Raw genomic sequence first — 8829 nt, 5'->3', positions numbered from 1 at the left:
TAGATGACATTGTTTGAAGAGTGCAAAGAGGCACTTAACGCTGATTTTAATGTAGTTGAGGGGCAAGCTCGTCAGGATGCTATTGAGGTCTTGCATGGATTTCCCTTTGCACGAGGGAACGTCATGTGGACAGAGATGAGAAGCTCGGTTTATGAGAATATTGGGGCGTTATTGAGCGCAAATCTTATAGGAGACGACGTGTTCGTCTTTGCAGATGATAAAAGCATCCCAATATTCAGAACTAGCTTGAAGTTAATTTCTGAAAATATTTATGATGTAATAGCTTTGTCGCCGAAATTACTTATTTTTAATGATGAGGTAATTCTGGAACCTTTATTTCCGACTGAAATGTTCCGCTTAGGCGTGAAAGCCAATGCTTCGTAGAGCAAATCTTGGCTGCGTTACTGGGTGGTATTCTAGAGCGTACAGTTCTCTTCAGTTGTCAACCGGATATCAATCTGCCTTGGCTCGGTGAATACCTTGATCTTTTGTCCGGTGATAAGGTTATTTAGTTTCAAAAAAGGGGGGTATTCAATTTTTAAAATGGGGGCAGCCCCTGAGGAATCCCCGATTTTTCTTACTGAAAATCAAGAAGTTGGAATATTGAAGAGGCCTGCATGAGTCGGCAACTTGGTTTGCACCACACAAAAACAAGAACCCGAACCCATGCAGGCCATCCGATTTTTACACAGAGCGCTCGCTCAAGCACTGCCTTCAATCCATTCTCGCCGCCTTACAACGCTGATGAGTTGTGTCAGTTCGTTACTGCAACGCCGTCGCCTGACGCTGACAGCGCTGGGACGTTTTATGCCAGGGCAAGCGTATCCAAAACATGCGATCAAGCGAGTGGACCGATTGTTGGGTAATCAACACTTGAGAACAGAGCGGCCATTGTTCTACTGGGTGATGCTGCTGGCGCTGTTGGGCTCCTTGAAGCACCCTTTAATCTTGGTCGACTGGTCGAGAATTGATGCGTCTGGCGACGCCTTTTTGTTGAGAGCCGCGGTCCCGTTTGCGGGACGCTCGTTTCCTATTTATGAAAGCGTTCATGAGCGCGAGAGTTGCCCCAAATATCAAAGTCGCCTGCTCGAAACGTTGGCTGCATTACTACCTGAAGGATGCGTTCCAGTCCTGGTCACTGATGCAGGTTTCCGGCGTCCCTGGATGAAGGCCGTAGCGGCGCAGGGCTGGTATTACGTGGCCGTATACGAAATCGTGAGCTCTATCGCCGCGAAGAACATGACTGGCAGCCTGTGAAGAGTTTATACGCTTTAGCCACTTCATCACCTAAGTCGTTAGGCCGTGTAGAGATGACGCGTAGCGCACCTCACTTCATAGATTTGTACTGCGTCCGTCATTCAGGCAAGGGTCGCAAACTCCAACGCGTTACGGGCTCGATCGCCAGAAGTAAGCTCAGCCGGCAGTCTGCCAGACGTGAGCGTGAACCGTGGTTACTCGCCAGCAACCTGAAGCGAGAGGAGTGGAATCCTGCAAAAATCGGGGCGATTTATAAGCGGCGTATGCAGATCGATGAAGGCTTCCGAGATGTAAAAAGTGAGTACATGGGATTGGGCCTGAATCTGCATCGAAGCCATTGTCCAAAGCGCATCGAAGTGTTGTTGTTGATTGCCGCTTTGGCCAACTACCTCATCTTCTTAACGGGGTTGCAGGCGCGGGAGGGCCGATTGGAGCGGCGCTATTAAAGCAACTGCCTCAAAGATCGGCGAGTACTTTCATTGTGGCGATTAGGTTTGGAATACTGGCGCAGTTGCACCGATTTTAGTGGCCGAGAACTCCTGGAAATATTGGAGCATGCTCTGCGTGATGAGGTGCATCATCAGGCACAGAGCTTGGAGTAAATTTATGGGAATCCCTCAGGGTCAGACCACCATTTTAAGATGAAGAGGTGAGGGGCATAGTTGAGGCTTGATTGAATTTTGCTCATAAGCGTGGTCTGACCGCTATTTTTACGAGCGGAAGGCAAGTATCGTATGGCGGTACGGCTGATGGGTCGAGTGTATTTGATTCTCAACGATGACCCAAACATGATCTATGAAACTTTTGTATAAGTGAATGAACAGCTCAATCCGATCTTCTGGCTGGTCTGATCCCTATTTTTCCTTAGAGTGAAAGTGGGAAGGTTTTCAATATGAAAGCTAAATCAAATGGGAGTAACTATTGATGCACAGGCCAGCGCTGGTAGTGGAGTTGTGTGAGCCCGAGGAAGCATCTCGGTTCTTGGCCGTTGTCGCTATCGGCTTGCTTACGTCAGTGGGTAATGAGGTGATGACGCTTGCTGAGGCTGAGCGCTCGTTGTTCACTCCTAGAACCGTCAGGATCCTGAACGATAAAGGTCTCTCCCCAGCGTTGTGTGAGCTCATAATGGAGTGCTGCGAGTTGGACGATATCCTAGATTTGTTGCCCTTAAAATTTGATGCTGAATTGAGAAAAATGATAAATCGCTTTTCTGAATATTTAAAAGGTTCGGTTACGCAATATCCCTATTCGACGCACTTACGATTGAAATGATGTGGCGCTAGCAGGGGAGTGGGCCACGCCACGGTTTTCTATTTTTTTGGTTTTTAATAGTCGTCTCCCGCCCCCCACTTCGCTGGGTATAAGGTTGTATAGGCGTTTTCGAGCCCCGACGTTGAAGCGTAGAAACTGTGCAGCGTGAGCGCTCCAAGAAAAGTAGGGTCAGCCCACGATTATCGTTTGTAATGATGGGGTTTTGGTCTGATCCATGTTTTTTCTTTATTTTCTAGTCATTCACAATGAACAGTAATATCCGTTTGTCTATTGTGGGAAGAAAGCACCTTGCTGAACTGCGATGTGAATTATCCAGGTGGAGTCGGTAATGCAAATGTTTTTTTACAAGGATGCTAAGGGTGAGGATAATTAGTTTGTTCTCGTCAATGCTCATGGAAATTGAGGCCTTTGTTCTTGTATTGTTGATGGGTTGTTTAATGGCGTTTTTGCCGGTGCTCCTCGTGTCAGCAGGTTTCGAAATGGAGTTCGGTGAAGTGTTTTTGTGGGCGGGCATTCCCTTGTCAGTTTTGTTTGTGAGTGTATGGTTTATAAATATAGCGGTTTCGCGAGAGTCGATATTCTCAGTCGTGATGTAAAAATATTGATTTGATTGCTGTTTTACATTAATTTTACTTCCGTGATTCATCCAAGAGCCGAAGAATTGATTCCTCGCAGTGAAAATTGCATAAATATATCCGGAGGTGGATATGGAGATGGATGAGGAGTTTTTAGAAACCTATGATTTGGATTGGTTTGCTTCTTGTCCAGATGGCCAGCTTGCGCATTTCGCGACGGGGGGGCGAGGTTTTGTGCCGATGGCAGTAAGAAGATCACTATCTATTTATGAAAATATTTATGATTATTTTCTTTCTGTAGAGGATGGTATTGCATTTGAGATTGTCGAGGGAAATCTACCTGAATTTAGTGATAGCGTTCAGCGTGAGCGCTATTTGCGCTCGTTTGTTGATATGGCTAGAAAAGGTTTGTTTAGTTACGATGTCAGTAATAGTCGGGGGTACAGCTTGATAGCTAAACCCCAACAAAATAGAAGAATTGATGATTTGCCTCTGGGTGTTAGGAGAAGTGTTCATGTTTTACGTTTAAGATTCTCTGTGAGAATGGATGAGAGTCATCTTCTTTGATTTTCTGGTGACAGCAATAAAAAAGGGGTAGACCACATTTATATGCGATTCAGAATAATGATCTGCCCCCTATTTCACAAGCGGCCCGACAGGCGGCTCTTGATACTTTAATACGTATTTCTGATTCTCTAAGTGGTGCGGGTATATGAAAAAGACATTTCGTGAAATAGATGAGAGTAATGGGTTTAAGTGGGAGGTTGAGCCTGATTCTGATGAGTCTGCGCTGGAGTCATGGCACAGGTCGATTCTGGACACTCCGATAACTGATCTCGATACCGGCGACCTTTGCAGATCGGTCAGGCAAGATATGTATACGTCGGAATTATTGCCTGTTGTGGTTCGTGAGTTGGATAAGGATGTACTGGTAGGATTTCTGGATGACGCTGAGTTACTAAAAGGAACCTCAAAATTATCGCAGGCAGTCTGGGCGAAGAATTTACTACTGACGCAAAAAATGTTGAATATTTTGCGGCGAGATAAAGAGCTTATTGCTGCGGAGTATCGAGCTATTGAATATATCGAATATACTCAGGCGCTAGAGAGGAATCTGCTGGGTGCGCTTAATGGTAAATGACAAAAAGGAATAGAACGGGGTCAGACGACCGTTCTAAGTTAAAGAAGTAAGGGTGTGGTTCAGGCTTGATTGGACTTGGCTCATAAGAATGGTCTGGCCCCTATTTATTTTTATATGCGATTGAGAATAGTGACCTAACCCCTATTTAATAATGGAGAGCTTTCGATGATGGCGTTCATGGGATTGTTTGTAATGGTGCTGGGGGTGTTGGGCATGATTTGGGGTGATCGGGTCCTGTTCAAAAAGAGAGATGGCCTCAGTGCTTTATTTTCGTTTCCTCAAAGTTGGGCAAGGTTTTTGAAGTGGCCGATTGGCGCTGGAATTTTTTGTATGGGATTGATGACCATGTTGCTGGGACTGCGTGGTTGGGGAGCGTAGTGTATGGGCATTACCTCAGTGTCTGTCCGTGGGCTTAAAGGGTTCCCTACAAAGGTGTGAGCATGTCAAACGACGTTTGTGGTTATGTCCATCCACCGCTAAGTCCAGATACCTGGGCTGTCGTTGAGAGGTATATTTTAGACAGTGAACTGGGGTTGTTCAAAATCAGCAGCGCTGAGCTGTTTAACTACCCTGCTGAGTTCTCGCCACGCGAAGGGGCGTTCGTTTTCTTAATCGGAGATCGGCCGGGCTATCCTAATGCGACCTATTTGACAGACTATGATGAGTACGATCCAGTCACTTCAAATATTGGTTTTCCTCACAGGCCTCAGGATCGGGTGAAGCTGCTATTGAAGACAATCGGTGAGATCGCTTCAATCTGCAAGGCTGAAAAAATAGTGTTCTCGATTTCTGACAGTAGCCAAATAGAAACCGTCAAGCGTATCGATGCCTCAGACATGTATAAGGTTGTTATGTCGGATTTTGAAAAACACCAGGGACCTCCAGACACGCTTTACGACGTGTCGTATAGAGACGGGTTGCAATAGAAAGAGACAAGGAACAATCATGTTTGAAAAGTATGCAACATTGCTGGCAACTGTTTCCTCTGAAGACTATTGGTCAGATGAAGGCATTGGTATTGCCGCCACTCACGTCTCTCAATTTGCCAGCTCGGACTGGCACGCGCTTGAGTCTGTGCTTTTACTGAAGTCTGAAGTGTGGCAAGGCCGCTGTGCCGAATCTTTAAGTGATTCGAAAGATGATCGAGCCTTGCGTATTTTACTGACGCTGCTCAAAGCAGAAGAGGAATCGGTCGTTATTCATGCGATTGAGTCGATCGAATCGCTTATTTTGGCAGGCTATGTTCTTGACCCGCAGCCGATAGTTATTGGTTTAGGTGAAGGGTTTGAGGCCTCCACACGAACATTAGAATTAATGGCGACGACATTAGTCAGGAAGTGCGGGCCTCCAAGAGACGCACGTTGAGTCGGTTAGTCAGGCTGCGACGCGGGTGTTGGGGCTTGCAGATGCACCGCGGTGATCCCTTCGCAGCCTCGCTAAAGCTCGACAGCTCCCACAGTTGATCTGCGGTGAGGCGGCTCATTGGGTTTTCAACAACGTGGCCACCGCCGTAAGTGCCAGTTCATAACCCAACACCCCCAGCCCTGCGATCACGCCGGTGGCCGCCTTGGACACGTAGGAGTGATGCCGAAAACTCTCGCGCTTCCAGATGTTGCTCATGTGCGCCTCGATGATCGGGCCGTCGAAGGCCAGCAGCGCGTCGAGGATCGGTACTGAGCTGTAGGTGAGCCCGGCGGCGTTGATCACGATGGCATCGCTGTTCAACCGCGCCTCTTGAATCCAGTCCACCAGCACGCCTTCATGGTTGCTCTGACGAAAGTCCAGGCTCAGGCCCAGCTCTGCGGCGTGGCGTTGGCAGCGTGCTTCGATGCTGGCGAAACTTTCGCTGCCGTAGGTGCCGTTTTTGTCCAGGCCGTAGAGGTTGGCGTTGGGGCCGTTGAGAAAAAACACGCGGTGGGACATGGCTTGCGCTCCAGGTTATTGCGCGACGGTCAGCACGACTTTTCCGACGTTGGCGTTGGCCTCCAGCAGCCGATGGGCCTCGGCGGCTTGAAGCAGGGGCAGATGCGCGTAGATTTGCGGGCGCACCAGGCCGGAGGCGAGCCAAGGTAAAAAACGCGAGCGAATACACACCGCCAAACGGGCTTTTTCGGCGACGCTTTTGGGGCGCAAGGTGGAGGAGGTGAGGCTGAGGTTTTTGCGCATCAAGACCTGTAGATCCAACTCGATCTTCGCGCCTTGCAGGAACGATAAGCTGACGTGTCGCCCGCCCATTGCCATGGCGGCGAGGTTGCGTGCGACATAAGCGCCGCCGACGTTATCCAGCACCACGTCCACGCCGCGCCCTTCGGTGCAGTTGTTCACCACCTCGACAAAATCTTCAGTGTGTCTATCCACCGCGCGCCACACGCCAAGCGCTTGCAGCATCGCGACTTTCTGCGCGCCGCCGGCGGTGGCGATCACCCGTGCTCCGGCGGCATGCGCACACTGCACGGCGAAGCTGCCGACGCCACTGGCGGCGCCGTGGATCAGCACGCTGTCGCCGCTGCGCAGGCGGCCCAGTTCAAACAGGTTGTGCCACACGGTAAAGGCGGCTTCCGGCACGCCGGCGGCCTGCTCCAGCGATAACCCCGCCGGCACCGGCAGGCAATGCGCGGCATGGGCCACGCAGTACTCGGCGTAACCGCCGCCATTGAGCAACGCCATCACGCGGTCGCCAGGGGAGAACTCGTCTACGCCGCTGCCCACTGCAACCACGATGCCCGCCGCCTCCAGACCGAGCACGTCGGTGATGCCTGGCGCAATCGGCGCGCCGCTGCGTTGCATCAGGTCCGGGCGATTGACGCCTGCGGCAGCCACGCGTATCAGCACCTCGCCCACTTGCGGCGTCGGCACTGGGCGCTCTACTGATTGCAGCACCTCAGGCCCGCCCGGCTCACGGGCAATCACCGCCTTCATACGGCCCAGTCATCCGGCACGACGGCGATCACGTCGATTTCCATCAGCCATTCCGGCTGACCGAGGCCCGAGATCACCAGGCCAGTGGAGATTGGGAACACGCCTTTGAGCCACTTGCCCACCTCTTGATACACCGGCTCGCGGTAGCGCGGGTCGATCAGGTAAGTGGTGGTTTTCACGATATGCGACAGGTCGGAACCGGCCTCTTCAAGCAGCTGCTTGACGTTTTTCATCGCCTGCTCGGCCTGGGCACGCGGGTCGCCGAGGCCGACCAGGTTACCGTCGAAGTCAGTGCCGATCTGGCCGCGCACGTAGATGGTGTTGCCGGCGCGCACGGCCTGGCACAGGTCGTTGTCCAGCGCCTGGTTGGGGTAGGTTTGTTGGGTGTTGAACATGCGGATGCGGGTGTGGGTGGGCATGGCGGGCAACTCATCGGAGGCGGGATAAAACAAGCTTCACATCGCCCCCGGCCTCGCGAAACCAGCATTTGCGCGCGGTAGTGCTTAGGAAAAACCGAAGCCGGTGCAGGTCATCGGCTCGCGCCCGACCCGGCACGAACCCTGCAACACCGCCTGTACAGTCATTGTTGAGGGCAGGCGAAATGCTCAGTCGTATTACTCAGCGTCAACTGGAGTATTTCGTTGCGTCAGGAGAGGCGGGCAGCATCAGTGCTGCGGCTGAACGCATTCATGTGTCGTCACCGTCGATCTCGGCGGCCATCACCCATATGGAGGCAGAGCTGGGCATTCAGCTGTTTATCCGGCACCACGCCCAGGGCATTTCGCTCACGGCAGTGGGGCGCCAGGTGATGCAGGAAGCCAAGCTGATTCTGGAGCAGATGAGCAACCTCTACACCATCGCCTCCGAGTCGTTGAACACTGTGCGCGGGCCGTTGCGAGTGGGTTGCCTGGAGTCGTTGGCGCCAATGATCACGCCGGAATTGGTGTTTGGGTTTGGCCGCGCATTCCCCGGTGTGCGCCTGACCCAGGCTGAAGGCAACCACGAGGAATTGCTGGAAAGACTGCGCAGCGGCGAGCTGGATATCGCCCTGACCTACGACCTGGTGACCAGCCCCGACATCGATTTCCAACCCTTGGCGCACCTGCCGCCGTATGTGATGGTCGGCGAGTATCACCCGCTGGCGAGCTTGCCGGCAGTGAGCATGCAAGACCTTGAAGCCTACCCGGTGGTGCTGCTCGACACGCCGTGGAGCCGCGACTATTTCCTCAGCCTGTTCATGCAGGCGGGCACCACGCCGAACATCATCATGCGTTCCACCAACCTCGAAACGGTGCGCGCGATGGTCGGCAATGGCATTGGCTATTCCTTTGCGAATGCGCGGCCCAAATCGAACATGTCCCAGGATGGTAAACGGGTGATTCGCCTGCGCCTGGCCGGCTCACACCGGCCGATGCGGCTGGGGTATGCCACGGCGAGCAACACCCAGCTGTCGCGCGTGGTGTCGGCGTTTGCCGAGCGCTGTCGCCTGTTTGTGTCCGACCAGTACATCCCCGGCATGGCCCCGCCGAGCTTTTTTGACCCGCATGCGGTGCGGGTCTTGAGTGGGGTGAGCTGAGTTTGCACCAAAAGGTGGCGTGGGCTGCGTTGCTCGTTCAGCTGTGCACTCTTTTGGCTGGATCAAGCAATCCCGGAACACTAGAGGAC

Annotated in this window: 11 protein-coding genes and 1 pseudogene; 9 read left to right on the top strand and 3 right to left on the bottom strand. The window is 52.2% G+C overall.

Going from position 1 to position 8829, the window contains the following annotated elements; genetic code table 11:
* The first annotated feature begins 3 nt into the window (after window positions 1–3).
* The 8 genes and pseudogenes from ACA065_RS20885 to ACA065_RS20850 all read left to right on the top strand — a co-directional run bounded on the left by ACA065_RS20885 (window position 4) and on the right by ACA065_RS20850 (window position 5610).
* Window positions 4–384: a CDI toxin immunity protein gene (locus ACA065_RS20885; RefSeq protein WP_497691324.1), complete on the top strand. Its 381-nt coding sequence runs from the start codon at window positions 4–6 to the stop codon at window positions 382–384.
* 282 nt (window positions 385–666) lie between these two features.
* Window positions 667–1859: pseudogene (locus ACA065_RS20880) on the top strand (IS4 family transposase).
* Between the two features lie 322 nt (window positions 1860–2181).
* Complete coding sequence (locus tag ACA065_RS20875) at window positions 2182–2529, top strand: DUF3969 family protein (protein WP_497691323.1); 348 nt, start codon at window positions 2182–2184, stop codon at window positions 2527–2529.
* A gap of 713 nt (window positions 2530–3242) precedes the next feature.
* Entirely contained in the window at window positions 3243–3671 is a 429-nt protein-coding gene (locus ACA065_RS20870) for a hypothetical protein (protein ID WP_497691322.1), read from the top strand.
* Between the two features lie 145 nt (window positions 3672–3816).
* A complete protein-coding gene (locus tag ACA065_RS20865; protein ID WP_497691321.1) occupies window positions 3817–4245 on the top strand; it encodes a contact-dependent growth inhibition system immunity protein in 429 nt (142 codons plus the stop codon).
* Between the two features lie 165 nt (window positions 4246–4410).
* Window positions 4411–4623 (top strand): hypothetical protein, encoded by a 213-nt coding sequence (locus tag ACA065_RS20860; RefSeq protein ID WP_497691320.1) that lies wholly within the window; start codon window positions 4411–4413, stop codon window positions 4621–4623.
* 62 nt (window positions 4624–4685) lie between these two features.
* The gene (locus ACA065_RS20855; RefSeq protein ID WP_497691319.1) at window positions 4686–5171 is read left to right on the top strand and encodes a hypothetical protein; all 486 of its coding nucleotides are present in this window, start codon (window positions 4686–4688) and stop codon (window positions 5169–5171) included.
* A gap of 19 nt (window positions 5172–5190) precedes the next feature.
* On the top strand, window positions 5191–5610 hold the full coding sequence (locus tag ACA065_RS20850; RefSeq protein WP_497691318.1) for a HEAT repeat domain-containing protein: 420 nt from the start codon (window positions 5191–5193) through the stop codon (window positions 5608–5610).
* 114 nt (window positions 5611–5724) lie between these two features.
* Here ACA065_RS20850 and ACA065_RS20845 read toward each other — a convergent pair whose 3' ends face one another.
* Genes ACA065_RS20845 through ACA065_RS20835 form a run of 3 tightly spaced genes read right to left on the bottom strand, consistent with a single transcriptional unit; the run spans window position 5725 to window position 7583 of the window.
* Window positions 5725–6168, bottom strand: coding sequence for a type II 3-dehydroquinate dehydratase (locus ACA065_RS20845; protein WP_497691317.1), 444 nt, complete (start codon window positions 6166–6168; stop codon window positions 5725–5727).
* Window positions 6169–6183: 15 nt separating this feature from the next.
* A complete protein-coding gene (locus ACA065_RS20840; RefSeq protein ID WP_497691316.1) occupies window positions 6184–7164 on the bottom strand; it encodes an NAD(P)H-quinone oxidoreductase in 981 nt (326 codons plus the stop codon).
* Window positions 7161–7583 (bottom strand): RidA family protein, encoded by a 423-nt coding sequence (locus ACA065_RS20835; protein WP_058425659.1) that lies wholly within the window; start codon window positions 7581–7583, stop codon window positions 7161–7163. Before ACA065_RS20835 ends, ACA065_RS20840 begins: the two co-directional genes overlap by 4 nt.
* Window positions 7584–7765: 182 nt before the next feature.
* On the opposite strand from ACA065_RS20835, the gene ACA065_RS20830 reads away from it, so the two are divergent.
* Complete coding sequence (locus ACA065_RS20830; protein WP_497691315.1) at window positions 7766–8740, top strand: LysR family transcriptional regulator; 975 nt, start codon at window positions 7766–7768, stop codon at window positions 8738–8740.
* Window positions 8741–8829: the final 89 nt, after the last annotated feature.

It is taken from the genome of Pseudomonas sp. LBUM1640 (assembly GCF_059716225.1).
Note: the sequence above shows the minus strand (reverse complement) of the source record. Positions and strands in the feature narration are given on the sequence as shown.